The organism is Blastopirellula marina, assembly GCF_002967715.1.
Lineage (GTDB): Bacteria > Planctomycetota > Planctomycetia > Pirellulales > Pirellulaceae > Bremerella > Bremerella marina_B.
In genome coordinates this window covers 249,425-264,587 of the sequence record NZ_PUIA01000094.1, presented here as the reverse complement: position 1 = coordinate 264,587, position 15,163 = coordinate 249,425, and the positions used below count along the sequence as shown (strand labels likewise).

16 protein-coding genes are annotated in these 15,163 nt (G+C 55.5%); 7 read left to right on the top strand and 9 right to left on the bottom strand.

Translation table 11 applies throughout. The annotated features are described in order from the left end of the window. The coding region (locus C5Y96_RS27960; RefSeq protein WP_214609081.1) for a hypothetical protein at positions 1-217 on the top strand (217 nt) is incomplete at its 5' end. Between the two features lie 284 nt (positions 218-501). Here the strand turns inward: C5Y96_RS27960 and C5Y96_RS26960 are convergent. The 3 genes from C5Y96_RS26960 to C5Y96_RS26950 all read right to left on the bottom strand — a co-directional run bounded on the left by C5Y96_RS26960 (position 502) and on the right by C5Y96_RS26950 (position 3,000). Beyond that, positions 502-783, bottom strand: a complete 282-nt coding sequence (locus C5Y96_RS26960) for a hypothetical protein (protein ID WP_105359850.1) — start codon at positions 781-783, stop codon at positions 502-504. A 108-nt stretch (positions 784-891) separates the two neighbouring features. After that, positions 892-2,073, bottom strand: a complete 1,182-nt coding sequence (locus C5Y96_RS26955; protein ID WP_158261447.1) for an anhydro-N-acetylmuramic acid kinase — start codon at positions 2,071-2,073, stop codon at positions 892-894. A 174-nt stretch (positions 2,074-2,247) separates the two neighbouring features. Next, entirely contained in the window at positions 2,248-3,000 is a 753-nt protein-coding gene (locus C5Y96_RS26950) for a gamma-glutamyl-gamma-aminobutyrate hydrolase family protein (protein ID WP_105359844.1), read from the bottom strand. A 530-nt stretch (positions 3,001-3,530) separates the two neighbouring features. Here C5Y96_RS26950 and C5Y96_RS26945 point away from each other — a divergent pair. Continuing rightward, complete coding sequence (locus C5Y96_RS26945) at positions 3,531-4,649, top strand: 3-oxoacyl-ACP synthase III (RefSeq protein WP_105359842.1); 1,119 nt, start codon at positions 3,531-3,533, stop codon at positions 4,647-4,649. Positions 4,650-4,673: 24 nt separating this feature from the next. Here the strand turns inward: C5Y96_RS26945 and C5Y96_RS26940 are convergent, their stop codons facing one another. Both C5Y96_RS26940 and C5Y96_RS26935 read right to left on the bottom strand, forming a co-directional pair. Then, positions 4,674-5,405: a hypothetical protein gene (locus C5Y96_RS26940; RefSeq protein ID WP_146115829.1), complete on the bottom strand. Its 732-nt coding sequence runs from the start codon at positions 5,403-5,405 to the stop codon at positions 4,674-4,676. Positions 5,406-5,465: 60 nt separating this feature from the next. After that, positions 5,466-6,446 carry a hypothetical protein gene (locus C5Y96_RS26935; RefSeq protein WP_105359838.1) on the bottom strand — a complete coding sequence of 327 codons (981 nt, stop codon included), beginning with the start codon at positions 6,444-6,446 and terminating at the stop codon, positions 5,466-5,468. A 250-nt stretch (positions 6,447-6,696) separates the two neighbouring features. Between C5Y96_RS26935 and C5Y96_RS26930 the strand changes: the two genes are divergently transcribed. The 3 genes from C5Y96_RS26930 (at position 6,697) to C5Y96_RS26920 (ending at position 9,310) form a co-directional block, all read left to right on the top strand. Then, positions 6,697-7,254: a hypothetical protein gene (locus C5Y96_RS26930; RefSeq protein ID WP_105359836.1), complete on the top strand. Its 558-nt coding sequence runs from the start codon at positions 6,697-6,699 to the stop codon at positions 7,252-7,254. 22 nt (positions 7,255-7,276) lie between these two features. Beyond that, positions 7,277-7,843, top strand: coding sequence for a suppressor of fused domain protein (locus tag C5Y96_RS26925; protein ID WP_105359834.1), 567 nt, complete (start codon positions 7,277-7,279; stop codon positions 7,841-7,843). A 135-nt stretch (positions 7,844-7,978) separates the two neighbouring features. After that, the gene (locus C5Y96_RS26920) at positions 7,979-9,310 is read left to right on the top strand and encodes an EVE domain-containing protein (RefSeq protein ID WP_146115828.1); all 1,332 of its coding nucleotides are present in this window, start codon (positions 7,979-7,981) and stop codon (positions 9,308-9,310) included. 35 nt (positions 9,311-9,345) lie between these two features. Here C5Y96_RS26920 and C5Y96_RS26915 read toward each other — a convergent pair whose 3' ends face one another. From C5Y96_RS26915 to C5Y96_RS26900, 4 genes are all read right to left on the bottom strand, one after another. Beyond that, positions 9,346-10,065 carry a hypothetical protein gene (locus C5Y96_RS26915; RefSeq protein ID WP_105359830.1) on the bottom strand — a complete coding sequence of 240 codons (720 nt, stop codon included), beginning with the start codon at positions 10,063-10,065 and terminating at the stop codon, positions 9,346-9,348. A gap of 102 nt (positions 10,066-10,167) precedes the next feature. Next, complete coding sequence (locus C5Y96_RS26910; RefSeq protein WP_105359828.1) at positions 10,168-10,884, bottom strand: hypothetical protein; 717 nt, start codon at positions 10,882-10,884, stop codon at positions 10,168-10,170. 130 nt (positions 10,885-11,014) lie between these two features. Beyond that, the gene (locus C5Y96_RS26905; protein WP_105359825.1) at positions 11,015-11,602 is read right to left on the bottom strand and encodes a DJ-1/PfpI family protein; all 588 of its coding nucleotides are present in this window, start codon (positions 11,600-11,602) and stop codon (positions 11,015-11,017) included. Positions 11,603-11,635: 33 nt separating this feature from the next. Then, positions 11,636-11,884 carry an acyl carrier protein gene (locus C5Y96_RS26900; protein WP_158261446.1) on the bottom strand — a complete coding sequence of 83 codons (249 nt, stop codon included), beginning with the start codon at positions 11,882-11,884 and terminating at the stop codon, positions 11,636-11,638. A gap of 420 nt (positions 11,885-12,304) precedes the next feature. On the opposite strand from C5Y96_RS26900, the gene C5Y96_RS26895 reads away from it, so the two are divergent. Next, positions 12,305-12,829 carry an RNase H family protein gene (locus C5Y96_RS26895; protein WP_105359820.1) on the top strand — a complete coding sequence of 175 codons (525 nt, stop codon included), beginning with the start codon at positions 12,305-12,307 and terminating at the stop codon, positions 12,827-12,829. 81 nt (positions 12,830-12,910) lie between these two features. Further along, entirely contained in the window at positions 12,911-15,127 is a 2,217-nt protein-coding gene (gene glgB / locus C5Y96_RS26890) for a 1,4-alpha-glucan branching protein GlgB (protein WP_105359817.1), read from the top strand. Positions 15,128-15,163: the final 36 nt, after the last annotated feature.

Here is a 15,163-nt window from a genome sequence, read left to right as displayed (position 1 = left end):
TGTCTTGATGCGACATTCCAAGTTCCTTCTTGGAAGTATTGTTGGTTTGGCGACGAGCATTGAAGGCCCAACCGCCTTCCGCATCAAGACTTATTTTTTGCGCCGGGAGAAATTGTTACCAGCGTTGGGTGCCACCCTCAAGTCTGCTTGGGCGTGTGAACAGGTCACCACATCCAAACGGTTGCCTGAGGAATCGATTGCCCATCAAGTCCTCTGATTGTTACCTCGTTGTGATCTTTCATCCGTCGAGTCGATGGATACTCCCTACGCACGCCCAAGCAGACTTGGCGTGGCACCCGGCACCCGGGGAATGTTGACATTTCGTGCCGACGATTCCCCCCACCAAACTTTTTCCCAGAAAATTTCCCAGGCGTACTTTTTAACGGAAGCGCCTACCAAATAAATTACATGCATCAGCCCTCCAATCGCTCTTGATTCGGGCGTGCTAAGTCCTGTGCCTGCTTTGGCCTGGGCGTTATTTCCTGCACCTTTGCAGGCTTCTTACGAATTGTTCAACACAAACACATCACGCTCGGTTCGCGTGATCACCGTATTCCTTTTTTTCGGAGCAGCATTGCTATGTCTCACCACTCTCACCCCCATTCCAATGGCTCGCCGGCGACTCGTGCGCAGCGGGAAGCGGCGCTCTTTCAGCGCCTGATCGATGTCTGCGACAAGCAAGACGAGATCCTTCAAAAGCAGCAGCAAGAGCTTGACCAGCTGCGAAGGCAACTGGCCGAACAGCCTGAGAAGGCACCGGCCAAGCAACCAGATCCGCCGCAAGCGGAGCAGTATTCGAGCGTGAAGGTCTCCTTGCCGGAAGTACCCAAGCCTACGACTTCAGTCGCTGCCAGCGCGGAAGAAGTGCGCGTTGTGCCGGAGAAACCGAGGTCAGATCGCTTCGCGGAGCGGCATCGTTTGCCGGGCAGCCAGTTCCATTTGCCCCAGAACGCCGCGCCAGTTGCCAGGGTTCCCAGGCGTGATCCGCCCCAGCACGCGGGCCGCGCTTGCCCCGGTCAAATCAGGCAGATTGCCACTGACCTGGTCGACATGCAGGGCCGCAAAAATGGCCGCGATCGATGCCCCGACCGCGCCCGAGATCCAGCCGCGCTGCACCTCGGTCGTCACCGTGACGCCAGGAAAACAGTCGGCAATTTGCTGCACCAGTTTCTCGCGGCGAGCACCGCGTCCCAGCACAATCAGCTCGGCAAATTCCGGCGAGTCGGGAAAGTGCTGGGCGATCTGCTGCTGAATCGTTTCGGCCCACACCGACTCCAGCGTGTGGTTCAGCGTGGTGCTCGAACGAAGCAACTGCGGCATCTCTTGCACGATCCCCTCAACCAGGGTTTGCAGCTGATGAGGCGAGTCGGCCGAAACTTGTTCGACCTGCAGCCGATTCAGAAGCTCGGCCAGTTCATCAGGCCGGATACTGGTTGTTGTCGGGTCGGTATCACACAAGCCTTGCAGCATGTGCAGCAGGGCAAAGCCAGGTCCCAGTTGGCGGTAGGCGATCGGTGGAATGGGGCGGTTCTTGCGGCGCGCCGGCAGATAGAACAGTTCGATGGCATGATCCAGCCGCACCACAATCTTCGGCCGGGCACTAATCGAATCGACCGCTTGCGTCAGCAGCAGCCACATCGGCAGTACGTCCAGCCCGTGGGCTGTGCCTCCTTTAGCGATGTCGCGCTGCTCGAAGTGATCGAGCACCGTCAGCCCGGTCGCTTCGGCCAGAATCGCCGGATCGCCGATCGAAGTTGCCGAGCCGGTTTGTTTCCAGAATTCACGCCCGCATACCGGTCCGCGCTGGCCGATGACGGTAACCTTTTCGGCCGAGACCCCACACGAGTTTAACAGCCGCTCAACGTTCACCACTTGCAGCTCCGAGACCAACCTGGAGACCATCCCCGGTAGTTGCGTTCCGGTGGCAAGTCCGGCACCTCCTTGTTCGAGCATCGCGCGAACATCGGCCGGCGTGCGCACGTTCAGCTGGTGGATGACATCGAAACAGGCATTCAGACCGCGCCCATCGACCTTCAGAATGGCAGCACTGACAAAGCGCAGACAGGGAGTCATGGCGGTGCCTACAAAGTAGCGCCGCGCATGTTCAGCGAAACTCGAGAATCCGAGAGTCTGCGAGGGCATCCCTATCCCATGCGAATGAGCCTTGAAGAATTAAAAGAGGGGAAAGCAGCAGCCAATGGCCTGCGGCGGCTGCTTTCCCATGCTGATCGTGCGTACTGGTTCCGACTAGGCGGCAGCCACGCGGACACCGCCAGCCTTCACGACGACGATGCCTTCGACGAATTCTTCAAAAATGCGCTGATCCAGTGCCGAAGCCGACTCGGCTTCCGGATGGAACTGCGTACCGATGGCAAACCAATCTTCGTGAATCGACTCGATTGCTTCGATGACGCCGTCTGGGCTGCGTGCCGAGACGATGAAACCAGGAGCCAACTCGTCGATGGCCATGTGATGGCTGCTGTTCACGCGAACTTCACCATCGCCGAAGATGCGTTCCATCAGGGTGCCAGGAACGACTTCCAGTCCGTGGCGGTGATGCTTGTCGATCGTGTCGTGATGCGGCAACGCACCCGGCAGGTCTTCGGGAATGTGCATGAACAAGTTGCCACCCATGGCAACGTTCAATAGTTGCATCCCAACACCAATACCGAATACCGGCACGCGCATCTGGGCGATCAATTTCATCATCGAACGGTCGGCTTCTTCACGACGCGGCTCCATCATGCGGATGGAAGCGTGACGCATGAACCCGTCCCGATTAGGATCCAAGTCCGGACCACCAATCATCACCACACCGTCCAGCCGCTGCAAAACAGCCTGCTGATCTTCCGGGGTGGCAACCGGTGGAAGGACCACAGGAATCCCGCCTGCCGCAATCACTGCATCAAAGTATCCGGCAGAGATAAAGGAGAACGCTGGCCGATCGTGGGTAGCATTCCGAAAGTTGGCATTCAAACCGATAACAGGTTTGGTAAACATCTGGGGACTCCTCGGGCGCGTCATGCGCTCAAAAAAACGAAGATCCTCCCAAGGCTTGTTTGATCAACCAACTTCGGCTTGATCCAGAATGAAGAATTTGCGACAAGTGCCTGGCTGTAACGAAGTTCGTCCAAAACTTTCGTCGGTAAGCGGCCGATAAGTTAACGTGTAGTCCGACACGCAGTTATTGGTTTGCTCACCAGGCTTTTCGCAGATACCCTTCCTGGGTTTGGCTGAAGCGATGACCTCCCTATCATTTGCCTTGATCAGATCGCAACGTTCCGCTGCGTTCCCAGATCAATCACAAGATGCGAAGAGTCTACCGATCCGTTAAAGCTTGCCAAGCTTTTTCCATATCTTGTGCCTTGGCGGCCTGATAGCTTCCATATGTTCCAGCTAGCGATGCCTTCATCCAGGCTTAACGCTTTGTGAATGGATTGGGCCACGCGATGCTGGTCGGTTCTCTCGGTGCCCCAAAACCGGTATGATATCGGCTTTACGGAAAGTTCTTCTCCGCTGTCAGAGTCGGCATGAAATATCAGAACGTCTGCATCGAAGGGCTAGGCTACTGCCTGCCGGATGAAATTGTTACTTCAGCTGAGATTGAGCAGCGATTGGCTCCCTTGTACCAGCGTTTACGGCTGCCAGAAGGGCGTTTGGAGCTGATGACCGGGATTTCGCAGCGGCGATTCTTCCCCGATGTGGTCCAGCCAGGGGATGTCAGCATTCACTCGGCCCGCAACGTGATGGCCGCCACCGGGATCGATCCGGCGGACGTGGGTGCGTTGATCCATGGTTCGGTCTGTCGAGACTTTCTGGAGCCAGCCACCGCTTGCCGCGTGCATCACGCGCTCGGCCTGCCGCAAGACTGTGTCGTTTACGACGTAAGCAATGCCTGCCTGGGCATTTTGAACGGAGCGATTCAGATCGCCAACATGATCGAACTGGGCCAGATCAAAGCGGGCATTGTGGTTGGCACCGAAAGTGGCCGGCACCTGGTCGACAACACGATCGACACCCTGAACAACAGCGAGAACCTCAGCCGTAACGATATCAAGCTGGCCGTGGCCTCGCTGACGATTGGTTCGGCCAGCTGCGCGATGCTGCTGTGCCACAAAGAACTGAGCCGCACCGGCAACCAGATGATCGCTGCCAGCGTCCGTGCTCATACGCAGCACCACGACCTGTGCCACAGCATTGCCGGCAAGAACGAAACTGGCGTCGGCAATCCCTTGATGCAAACCGATTCCGAAAAGCTGATGGCCGAAGGGATCGCCACCGGCGCGGCAACGTTCGCTGACTTCCAAGCCGAGACAGGCTGGTCGCCCGATCAGATCGATCGCTCGATCTGTCACCAGGTCGGCCTGACGCATCGCAAGCTGGTGCTGGAAAAGCTCGGCCTGCCGATCGACAACGACTTCGCCACGGTGCAGTGGCTCGGCAACACCGGAGCCGCCGCGTTGCCAACAACCCTGGCCCTGGCAGCGCAAACGCAGTTCATCGAAGCGGGGCAGAACGTCGCCCTGCTAGGCATCGGCAGCGGCATCAACTGCGTGATGATCGGAGCCCAGTGGCAAACCACCATGGTCAGCGGCACCGGCGACATGCCCGAAGGAATGCAGCGCAGCGGGGCGCTTTCGGCTGGGTAGGTGTCTCGCGCGAAGCCATGCTCTTTATGCTTGACGCACACTCGCCAGGCACGTATCGAGAAGCTCGTCGCATCCTGCCCAGAACTCGCGCAGGACTTTTGTCATCCTGGTTGCGGCGGCAAGGCCCTCCTCAGTGAGTTCCGGCTTCCGCGCGGCAACTTCCAGGAATAGCTCACTTGCGGCTTGGGCATGTTCCTTTTCGACGCCGGAAGCCAGATTGTGGACGAAGTAACGTGTGGCATCGATCATTGGGTAGTGTGGGCGTAGCGAGCAGCAAAGACTGTTGATCCAGTCGTCAGCCAGGCCTTCGATAACAACCCACGGACCGAGCGACTTCGGGTACTCGTTGGCAACAAAGAGCACGAAACGTGAGGTCCGCTCATCAAGGTGTTGCGGCAATTCATGGACCGCGCCAAAGAGTTCATCGGTTGCCCGCGGAGGCCTGCCAAGGAGTATCGACCAGGTGTCCCGCAGCTGGGCATGATGCGTGTCCCCATGGGGGTTCAGGTCGTCGTCGGCGATAACTCGGCACTTTTTTACGCGGAGAGAGATCTCATCCAGGTGAGGCAGTTGGTACACCATCACACGCGTGGCGTGCATGGCGGCCTGGTACCTCAGGTAAAATGCGTCCAGGAAGTCTTCCGAGAGAACGACGCGTGTGTCCGCTCCTTTTAACGCCTCGAAAAAAGGGAATGTCCTAGGCTGATTTGCCTCAAGCAGGCGTTGAATCTCGGACTGAATTTGTGACGAACGCATGGATAAAGTCTGGGGTATTTGTGGCAGCAAGAATCGGACTTCGTATGAAATCCAGGACACTCAGAGCTGGATTTTGTTCGCTTTGAGTAGTTTCCGGAAATCATCTTTAAACAATCCAATTCTCCCTTGATGGTTGAATGCGACGTAGCCAGCCAGTCTTTTAGAATTGTTATTGGGGGTCAAGTACAGGTCGTATGATACGCTGTAAACTTGATCGTCGCAGACGGCAAAGCTCTTGAACACTTGATTGTTCAAATAGTCATCAGGAAGGGCCACACAGTGTACTTCAAAGCGACTTTTTTGTTCCTTGGTTTTAAGTGAGCGGTATATCGTGCGATGATCCTCGAGGGTTTTTGCCAGTTGTAACCGTTTATCTGGAGCCAAGTCTGGAGGTACGACAAAAATTCGTTTTACTTCCGCTCCGTTTTCTCGGATCGCATGTATATGAGCGTCTTCGTAATCCTCCCAGAATTGCCCGGCAAAGAACCTCTCAAGATACTCCTCCATGACGAACGTTACGGCATAAAAATACTTCTCTGAATTGAAGAGTACGCTTCGTAGTCGGGTCATGCGTTCGGTCTCTAAAGGGTACTCGATCATGCCCGTGCCAAGTCCGTCCTTACGATGATCTAAGCGTTTTTGAATTTCCTCCATGTCATATTTCTTTTGGTGCCGCTTCTCTTCGCCGTTCTGGGAATGATATTGGCATATATACACCAATTTTAAAACCTGTTCCGACAGCCACTGGTCTTTGCTGACTTCAGCAGCAATCAAACTCGCATCGGCAACCTCCTCTGCCTTTTCGCTGGCTTCCAGAGCATGGCTCCACATTTGCAGCATCATGCTAACCGAGATGCCGAAAAACAGGCCGACAGCGCCAAGAATCAATTCTTCTAGCATTTCAGGTTGAGGTGATGAGTCTTTCTTCCAAATAGTTTCGTACGAGGAAACTAACCACCAGATGATACCGGCAGCGATCGAAATAAAGCTTCCGATGAAGATAAGCGTCTGCGGACGTCCCTTTTTTCTGCGGCTACTCATATAAGTGTTCTCAAAAAATACAGACCTCTTCCCAGGCAATTGCAATAAACCTGGCCAATCATTTCAAGCATTGGCATGAGAGAATATATCAACACCTACTTTCACGTTCATGCCTTTCTTCCGAAATCTCGATGAAATCATGGGCGAACCAGGACACTGTCGGCAAGGCTTTTCGATTTCGTGACATTGCCGTTCACGAAGGTTACAATTCGGCTCTCCGTGCTACCTCGTCATTACTTGGGGACTGCCAATGAAGCCGATTTATCCGCTCCTTCAGCCATACGAATGGGAGCATGCGGACAAGGTCGCGTGCATTCTGTTGGACGAAGAGTTTGAGTACTCGCCGCTGGTTGCGTTTGGTTTTGATGCCGACAGCCGTTTCGAGTACCTGCCAGAGAACGAGTCGCTCGACTACGACGAATTGTTCGCGAAGTCGCTGGAGAATCTTGCCAGGCACGACTACCCCTGGGAAACGTTCGAGCAAGATGGATTTCAGTTCGCGGCTTCGTCTGGCAACACGTTTTCCGCGGAGAAGGTCCTCGACGAAGCCCACATGCGGCGGGCCTGCGAGTTGTTGTCGTCCGACCTGCTGATGGTCGCGGCACCGCGCAGGACGTGCCTGTTTGCCACCAAACACGACCCCAACGAAGCGGAAGAGCTGCGAGATCAGCGGTACGAGATGTTCAACCAGATGATCAAGGCCACCTTCGCCGACGACTCCTTCGGCCACGCCCCCATCAGCGAGGCGATTTACTTGATCGACGAAGGAGAGATCTACGAAGTGGTGGAAGGTGGCTGGGACGAGTAACGCAACAAGGTGATCTCTGGAAATGCATTTTGATTCGCTCCACGACCATGTTAAAGGCCATCTCGCAGAGTACTTCGCCGGGCATCCGATCGAACTCTTCACGTGGGAACTGGGGCCGATTGTCGAGACGCTTCCGGAGTTTCAAGTTGCCCGCATTGCTCCAGGACCGAAGTGTTCGCTTTGGACGTATGTTTCCATCGGTGCGTCGGAAATCGAGCATGCCGATGTCGGTCGGCACGAGTTCTTGTTGACCACTCCGTTCGAAACACCGCGGGCGGTAGAACTTCTGGCGATGGTATCGCATCGGCATGTTTCCGATCCATTAGGATCTTGGCACATACTACCAATCGGAGAGCCGTGGCTGGAGGACGCAACGTGCGACGTGTTCTTCTTCTCGCCCCCTTATCCGTTTGGCAGGGCACTGGAAATCTGTAACCTCGTGGATGATCACCTGCACATTCTTTGGATGCTGCCGATCACCCAGACAGAGCGAGAATTCGCCAAGGCAGAAGGTGCCGAAGCCCTGGAGGTCAAGTTTGAAGAAGCGGAACTCGAGTACTGGCGAATCGATCGCCCCTCGGTTGTCTGAACGAAAGCCGGACAATGACGGAGTACAGAGCGATTGAGATCGCCGTCGATGATTAAATTAAGTTGATCGGTCATTGGTTTCTCCCGAAAATGCAACGCATCTCGTTATCAAACCCCACTTCGGCAGGAGCCGGTCATGAACAAAGAGAAACTCTTATCTACGCTTTGTCACCATATCGCAATGCAGACGATTGGTCCAAAAGAAGAGCGGTCGTTGAAGGATGATTTGTTTGAACTTGCAAATCGTATCGAGAGTCGCTTGGTGCTTCCGCCTGAACTTCCTGGCGATTCAGAGACGGCCATTCCGATTCTTCGTGAGCTTTATAACGATGACGTCGCGAAGATCTCGTTGATCCTTAGTCACTTTTGGCCGGAAGAGTATCTATTCATCCGGGTTGCTTCACTCAATCGCGAGTTGTTCGCTGGTTTCGAGTTTTTTGCGGAAGTCGAACCGCTATTCGACTTTTCATTCTCTACATTGCGTAAGAATGCCTTTGATGACTATTTGGTATTAAACGATGCATTGTGGGAGTTTGGTGACCTGAACTTTGTTGAAGAAAGTGGTATTCGAGATCGCATTCACGTTCTGATTTACGCCATATTGCCTTGGCTATTCGTGGAAACCAGCGATTACAGTCGATACTGGATTTGTAGTACGTCACGTGACGTTCAGTCTTATGACGAAAGTGTTGAATGGTCAGGCCGAAAGGAAATGAACGTAGGTGATTTGGTATTCATGTACCAAACAGCCCCCGCCAAGGCGATTCAAACACTCTACGTGGTTGACGATTGGCCAATCATGGATCCATGGGGTGCCTGGGATGGTATTTGGGTCTCTTTGAAGAAGCTCGCTGAAATTCCACCGATTGAGTTTTCGTGGATGCGAACCGATGAGGTTCTGAAGGACTGGTCGGTAATTCGTCAGCAGTTTCAAGGAGTGAAGACCGAGCCCGTACCTCACGCTTGCTACAACGAACTGATTTCGAAAATCCCTAATAGTATTTGCCAAGAACTCGATCTCACGCCGGAACCGGTTGCACACGTTGCTCACTCTGGCGAATTTGCGACCGAAGCGGAGTTCGAAGAGAAGATTGTTGATCCACTGCTTCGTGGATGGGGCCTGAATTTCCTGCGACAGTATCCTCTTAAATGCTATTTCGGCACGCAGAAGATAACCGGTTACGTGGATTACCTGATTCAGTATGATGGTCGGCCTGTGGCGGTCGTCGAGAACAAGCTGCGAATTGTGAATGATGTGCAGCTCGCCGCTGCAGTGAATCAAGCTCGTTCCTATGCGTTAATGCTGGGGGTACAGTGCTTTGTCGTTGGTGCCCCTGAGGGACTCAAGTTGTACCAGCTGAAGGGAACGGTCGAAGAAGTCGTATCTGAGTGGTCCCTTGGTAGTAAATCTCAGGAAGAAACATTTCGTGAGAAGCTGCTGTCGTGTGCAGGTATTAAACCCACGTGATTTCGCTGTAACCACGTAGGGCTCATATCAGTCAGCTATTCGTTGCTGGTACTTGCTTCAGGTTCCAACCAGGCCGTGATCTCGGTGAACGCTTCCAGGTCTTTGCCGGGGGCTCCGGTATTGGGGTCAGGTTTTTCCCGGCCGCGGGCCGTCATTTTCAGCAGGGTGATGTCCTCGTCGGGCTGAAAGGTGGTGGTGCCGGACGATCGCATAATACCGCTGCTGCCGGTCGAGGCATTGTTGAGCCAGCTCATGAAGTCTTCGGGCAGGTCGACAGAAGAAGAGGAAGTGTCGTGGCCGCGAATGACGGTGATCTTTTGCTTCCACTCTCCTTCAGGGCCGCGATAGATGGCCAGTTCGACCAGGTTCTCCCCTTCGTCCAGTTGCGAGGTGGTGGTCATTGAGCTGCCGGTGGAACGTTTGGTTTGCATATGCGACTTCATCACCACCCCCTGGGGCACAAACACTTTCCAGCGCCAGACCAGGTCTTCGTGCGTGGGGGGCGCGACAACATGTACGAGCTTTTCGTCCGTGATTTCGAGATAGCCGGCTTCCTTGCGAAGCTGCGTGAGCTCGGCCTCCATGGTGGCCATGGCCTGGTTGTTCTCGTCCATCTGCCACGACATACGCACGTGCGAGATGCTGAGGGCCACGATGGTTAGCAGTAGCAGAATGGTCAGCAGCGAGAAGCTGGTCCAGCGATTTCGCCTGACCGGCGAGGGCGTTTCGGTGGCTGGGGTTTCGCTTGCGTTCATAAAGAAGCGTTTGGCTTGGTGGATGCGGCAACGCACAAGGGGCAGTTACCCACTAGGCTACACGAGCTAGACGCACGATCAATAGGACGCGTGATGGACGCCTTATTCCAAATCACCGGCCCCTTGCACAGACTCGTCAGGCAAAAACTGTTCAAGGTTCACCGAACCTTCGAATTCGTTGGAATGAATCCGCGAGCCGTCTTCGAGGAACATGGTGAAGCGCAGCTTGGCTGGCAGCACGCCTTCGTAACGCGGGGCAGGGAAGGCCCAGTAATAGTCTGGCTTCAGATAGACGTGGTGCAGGCTATTACCGCACCAGACCGGCGGGATGTATTCAATCGCATGCCACTGCCCTTCGGCGTCTTGGGCCTCTTGCAGAATGTGTAGCCGACTATCAGCAGCCCCGAACGAAAGCGTGAAGCAGGTTTGGTTGACCAGCAGCACGCGCATGCCAGGGTTGTCGCCGAATTTCGTGACGGCTGTTGGCTGGGCCAACAGATACAAGCCTTCCCCAGGCAGTTCGCGCTGCAGCTTGTGGGCGTTATTCTCGCTAGGGCCGAAACCGCCTGGGGCTACGGCGTCGGTTAGCTGAGAGTTCGCGTAGCAATAGCCAGGCAGCATGTAGTTGGCCGACAAAAAATTGTCGGCATGCGGATCGATGGTCACTTCATCGGGGGAAGTCAAAATGGGATCGACCGCATGATCAATCTTGGCCGGCTGGGCCGAACTGCGCGGATTCATGGCCATGATGATCGCCGCGATCCCAAGCATAATGGCCGCAGCGGCAAGGATCGTCTGGGGTCGGAAGAGTGATTTCATGATCGATGACGCCAATTGCAGGAAGCGAAGTCCTCAACCAAATCGTGCTTGGCAGGAGATACCAGAGGGACGATTTGGATGGCGTCTTGGTTTTCAGAAAATGGAGACCACGGCGCGCGGCCCCTACGGTTTACGGTTCGATCTTCGTGCCCAGGACTTCCAGGAAGCTGCGGATCCAGGCGGGGTGGGCTGGCCAGGCAGGGCCGGTGATCAGGTTGCCGTCGACGTGGGCGTTGTCGAACTTTTCGTTGGGCGGGATGCTCTCGCCACCGCCGATGATCACTTCCGGTCCGCAAGCAGGGTAGGGGCATACGCTCTTCCCTTTGAGCACGCCGGCAGCGGCCAGGATTTGCGGGCCGTGGCAGATGGCGGCGATTGGTTTGTCCGCTTCGGCGAAGTGTCGCACGATGTCGAGGACCTTGGCGTTGAGTCGTAGGTACTCGGGGGCCCGGCCGCCGGGGATGACCAGGGCGTCGAACGACGCGGCATCGATCTCGGCGAAGGTGGCGTTCAGGCGGAAGTTGTGCCCTGGCTTCTCGCTGTAGGTCTGATGGCCTTCGAAGTCGTGGATGGCGGTTGCGACCGTTTCGCCCGCTTTCTTATCGGGGCAGACGGCGGAGACGTCGTGACCGACCATCAGCAGCATTTGGAAGGGAACCATGACTTCGTAGTCTTCCACGAAGTCGCCCACGAGCATCAGAATCTTCTTGGCGGCCATATCTTGGATGTATCTCTGTTTGGGGGGAATTGTCTAGTGTGCTGGGCTGTGATCTTGGATGAACTCGACAACGTCGCCCACCGATTGGATGTCGGCGAACTCGTCGTAATTGATCGAGAAGCCGAATTTCTTTTCGATCTCGCAGACCAGTTCGATCAGCTCGAACGAGTCTGGTACCAGGTCTTCCGCGAGCGAGCTATCCATCTGCACGTTTTCGACGCGGATGCGACGCGTCTGCGAAATCTTTTCGCGCAACCATTCGAACACTTCACGATCTTGCACGGCTAAGGTCCTTTTGTCCATTGGCATCGGTGGTATCGCCCGATGGGACGACTTCTCGCCGGTGGCTGGCGGAATCACCAGCGAGAGCTTTTATCGGAAATCTCATTACATCCTTCGCGACGGCGACTGGTTGGGATGCCCCCGACGCGAAAGCGTTTGTTGCAACTGCTTAAAGGAAGTGGTCGGCATGATTTTAGCAGATCTTTTCCCATACTTTCGAGCCAAGGTCACGGCAGTGGAAGCAGGTTTGCGAAATCCAATCGCGAAAACAGGGGCAAAAAGGTAAGGAAAAACGATTAGATAGAGTGTTGCGTGTAGGTCATGGTTGCCGATAAGCAAGGCGTGGGAGCCAGCTTTGCTAGCACTTAGGGCGTCGGCAACCACTTATGACGATTATTCCATCCCCCCGGAAGAGAACCGATGAGAGAGAGTACTCCCCAATATCTCCTCGCGACCGGCTCACGAAGTGACATCGAAGGTGGACGTTGGCAATTCATTTTGCGGAGTTCGGACCGCAGGTTTGAGATTGCCGAGTCGGACTTTGAAGTGAATCACTTTGGCGACCGCGTGGCGCTTCTGGCTGTTGTGCGTGGCTTGGAAGCCATCCCGGAGCCGAGCCGAGTGATATTGCTGACCCCATCCCGATACATCCTCAATGGGATTCGCCACGGTCTGTGTGCCTGGGAAGACCAGGATTTCAAGATCGAGCGACTCGGCCGCCGTGTCGCCGTACGAAACCACGATCTCTGGTCGCGTGTGGCGCACGCCCAGCAGTTTCATCGTATTTCGGCCAAGTACTGCCGTTCTTCGCTCACCGAAAGCGAAGTCGACCAGCAGTGGCCGGCGAGAACTTCGCTGGTCGACGACATTCAACTGGCGCTGCGAAGTGCCCAGCAAGAGATCGACACGAAAGCCGCGCTAAATTCGTTGGCTACGTGTGCTTAGAACAACTCCATCAAGCATTTTCAGACAAGTCTCCCCCCAATAGAATTCAACCGCAGCCGCGGCATCGGCAAGGAGTAGTACGTGCATACCATTGGTAGTTTGGGTAAGATAACGGATATTATTGACGGCTGTTCAGACAACCCGAGTCGTTTTCTGGGTCCTCACCCGGTCGAAGGCTCTGGCAATCATAAGTCCGCGGCGGTTCGTGCCTACCTGCCGGGAAAAGAACAAGCTTGGCTGTTCCACCCAGGACATGGTCAGAGCACGCCGATGAAGATGATTCACCCGGCGGGACTGTTTGAAGTGATGTGTCCCATGGACGGGGTTACGGAAAAAGGCCAGTATCAACTACGAGTCGACGGCGGAAGCGGCCAGATGAAAACATTGCACGACCCCTACGCATTTCCTTCGTACTTCACCGGTTTCGACCTTCACCTGTTGGGCGAAGGGAAGCATTGGAATTCGTACGACAAGATGGGTGCCCACCTGCGCACCGTCAACGGCGTGTCCGGCGTGAACTTCGCCGTTTGGGCCCCGAACGCGAAAGCCGTTTCGGTGGTTGGTGATTTCAACGACTGGGATGCCCGCAGCCATCAGATGAACCGCATCGGCAGCAGCGGCATCTGGGAACTCTTTATCCCTGGCATGGCCGCCGGCGAGAAATACAAGTACCGCGTTCGCCAGGCCGACCGTGCGGTCGACAAGTGCGATCCTTACGGCTTCGCCGCCGAAATGCCTCCACGCACCGCTTCGGTCGTGGCCGACCTGACGACCCACAAGTGGAACGACCAGGCCTGGATGGAGCAGCGTGCCAATGAAGATCAGTTGGCCAAGCCGATGTCGGTTTACGAAGTCCACCTGGGCAGCTGGCAGCGAAACCTGGAAGAAGAGCACGGCTGGTTCAACTACCGCTACCTGGCGCATGAACTAGTGAAGTACTGCAAGGCCCAGAACCACACGCACATCGAACTGATGCCCGTCTCCGAGCATCCGTTCACCGGTAGCTGGGGTTATCAAACGGTTGGTTACTACGCGATCACCAGCCGCTACGGTACGCCGGAAGACTTCATGTACTTCGTCGATTACTGCCACCAGAACGGCCTGGCAGTGATTCTGGACTGGGTGCCGGCTCACTTCCCGAAAGACGATCACGGTCTGCGTCGCTTCGACGGCTCGGCCTTGTACGAACACGACGATCCTCGCCGCGGCGAACACCCAGACTGGGGAACGTTGATCTTCAATTACGGCCGCAACGAAGTTCGCAACTTCCTGGTTTCCAACGCGTTGTTCCTGTTCGACAAGTACCACATCGACGGTCTTCGCGTCGACGCGGTGGCTTCGATGCTGTACCTCGATTACAGCCGCGAAGGGGACAACTGGCTGCCCAACGAATACGGCGGTCGCGAGAACCTGGAAGCGATCGGGTTCCTTAAGGAATTCAACGAACAGTCGCACCTGCAGCATCCTGGCGTGTTGACCATTGCCGAAGAATCGACCGCCTGGGGGGGCGTTTCCCGTCCGACGTTCGACGGCGGTTTGGGGTTCAGCATGAAGTGGAACATGGGGTGGATGAACGATACGCTTCGCTACATGCGAAAGGATCCGATCTACCGCAAGCATCACCACGGCGAACTGACGTTCAGCTTGATCTACGCGTTCACCGAGAACTTCGTCCTGCCGCTGTCGCACGATGAAGTGGTGCACGGCAAGGGGGCGCTGCTGGATCAGATGCCAGGCGACATGTGGCAACGCTTCGCGAACTTGCGACTGTTGTACTCGTACATGTGGACCCATCCCGGCAAGAAGTTGATCTTCATGGGGGATGAGATCGCCCAGTGGAACGAATGGAACCTGGAAGCAGGCCTGCAATGGGATCTGCTGGAATGGGAATCGCACCAGGGGATGCAGAAGCTGATTTCTGACCTGAACGCGATGCTGGTCCACGAGCCGGCCCTGCACGAGGTCGACTTCGAAGGAAGCGGCTTCGATTGGATCGACTGCAACGACTGGCAGAACAGCACGATTAGCTACGTCCGCAAAGGCAAGAACCCCGAAGACTTCGTCGTGGTGGTGTGTAATTTCACACCGAACTCGCGAGAAGACTACCGCATGGGCGTCCCCATGCCAGGCGTCTACAAGGAAGTGTTCAATTCGGACAACGCTCGATACGCCGGTAGCGACGTCATCAACACCGACGAATTCCATTCCGACAACATCGCCTGGAATGGCCGCGAGCAATCGATTCAGTTCCGCTTGCCACCTTTGGCAACCGTGGTGCTGAAACGCGTCTCGCAGTAGTCGCGCAAACTAACAAAAAAAGGGCCGGCAAAACTG

Excerpts from the sequence above, each read along its gene's own strand:
- C5Y96_RS26955 (WP_158261447.1), bottom strand. The coding sequence starts at position 2,073 with ATGACTCCCTGTCTGCGCTTTGTCAGTGCTGCCATTCTGAAGGTCGAT.
- C5Y96_RS26950 (WP_105359844.1), bottom strand. The coding sequence starts at position 3,000 with ATGTTTACCAAACCTGTTATCGGTTTGAATGCCAACTTTCGGAATGCT.
- C5Y96_RS26945 (WP_105359842.1), top strand. The coding sequence starts at position 3,531 with ATGAAATATCAGAACGTCTGCATCGAAGGGCTAGGCTACTGCCTGCCG.
- C5Y96_RS26940 (WP_146115829.1), bottom strand. The coding sequence starts at position 5,405 with ATGCGTTCGTCACAAATTCAGTCCGAGATTCAACGCCTGCTTGAGGCA.
- C5Y96_RS26935 (WP_105359838.1), bottom strand. The coding sequence starts at position 6,446 with ATGAGTAGCCGCAGAAAAAAGGGACGTCCGCAGACGCTTATCTTCATC.
- C5Y96_RS26930 (WP_105359836.1), top strand. The coding sequence starts at position 6,697 with ATGAAGCCGATTTATCCGCTCCTTCAGCCATACGAATGGGAGCATGCG.
- C5Y96_RS26925 (WP_105359834.1), top strand. The coding sequence starts at position 7,277 with ATGCATTTTGATTCGCTCCACGACCATGTTAAAGGCCATCTCGCAGAG.
- C5Y96_RS26920 (WP_146115828.1), top strand. The coding sequence starts at position 7,979 with ATGAACAAAGAGAAACTCTTATCTACGCTTTGTCACCATATCGCAATG.
- C5Y96_RS26915 (WP_105359830.1), bottom strand. The coding sequence starts at position 10,065 with ATGAACGCAAGCGAAACCCCAGCCACCGAAACGCCCTCGCCGGTCAGG.
- C5Y96_RS26910 (WP_105359828.1), bottom strand. The coding sequence starts at position 10,884 with ATGAAATCACTCTTCCGACCCCAGACGATCCTTGCCGCTGCGGCCATT.
- C5Y96_RS26905 (WP_105359825.1), bottom strand. The coding sequence starts at position 11,602 with ATGGCCGCCAAGAAGATTCTGATGCTCGTGGGCGACTTCGTGGAAGAC.
- C5Y96_RS26895 (WP_105359820.1), top strand. The coding sequence starts at position 12,305 with ATGAGAGAGAGTACTCCCCAATATCTCCTCGCGACCGGCTCACGAAGT.